This window comes from Streptomyces sp. TRM68416, from assembly GCF_014596915.1.
Classification (GTDB): Bacteria; Actinomycetota; Actinomycetes; order Streptomycetales; family Streptomycetaceae; genus Streptomyces.
Genome location: NZ_JACVWU010000083.1, coordinates 1 through 885 on the forward strand (window position 1 = coordinate 1; position 885 = coordinate 885).

Annotated in this window: 1 protein-coding gene; it reads right to left on the reverse strand. The window is 69.8% G+C overall.

All coding sequences use genetic code 11. The annotated features are described in order from the left end of the window. Positions 1–885: KR domain-containing protein (locus ICC28_RS40010; protein WP_188293791.1), on the reverse strand; the 885-nt coding region annotated here is incomplete at both ends.

Below are 885 nucleotides of genomic sequence, written 5' to 3' on the forward strand. Positions count from 1 at the left end.
GCGATGCCGGCGGTGTGGATGACGGCGGTGAGGGGGTGGGTGGGGGGGATGGTGTTGAGGGTGGTGGTGAGGTCGTGGGGGTTGGTGGTGTCGCAGGGGGTGATGGTGACGGTGGGGGCGCCGAGGGTGAGGAGTTCTTGGCGGAGGGTGTGGGCGTGGGGGTGGTGGGGTCCTTGGCGGGAGATGAGGTGGAGGTGGTGGTGGCGGCGGGCGTGCCAGCGGGCGATGTGGCTGCCGAGGGCTCCGGTGCCGCCGGTGATGAGGATGGTGCCGTGGGGGTTGAGGGGGGTGGGGTTGGTGGGGGTGGGGTGGGTGAGGGGGGTGTGGGTGAGGCGGCGGGTGTGGAGGGTGTGGGGGCGGAGGGCGAGTTGGTCTTCGGTGGGGTGGGTGAGGGCGGTGGCGAGGTGGTGGGGGGTGGTGGGGTGCCAGGTGGTGGGGAGGTCGATGAGGGTGGTGTTGCGGTGGGGTGTTTCGAGGGCGGCGACGCGGGCGAGTCCCCAGGTGTGGGCTTGGGTGGGGTGGGTGAGGGGTTGGTGGGGGTGGGTGGTGACGGCGTGGGTGGTGAGGTGGTGCAGGGGGGTGGTGGGGAGGTGGGTGTCGAGGGTTTGGATGAGGTGGATGGTGGTGGCGAGTCCGGTGGGGATGGCGGGGTGTGTGGGGTGGGGTGATTCGTCGAGGGAGAGGAGGGAGATGATGCCGGTGGGGGGTTGGGTGGTGTGGGTGGTGATGTGGTGGGTGAAGTCTTCGGTGAGGAGGACGGGGTGGCCTCCGTGGTCGGTGATGGTGTGCAGGGTGTTGGTGGTGTGTTCGTGGTGGGTGTGTTGGGAGGGTGCGATGACCAGCCAGGTGCCTGAGAGGTCCGCCTTCTCCGCAGGAACCTCCAGC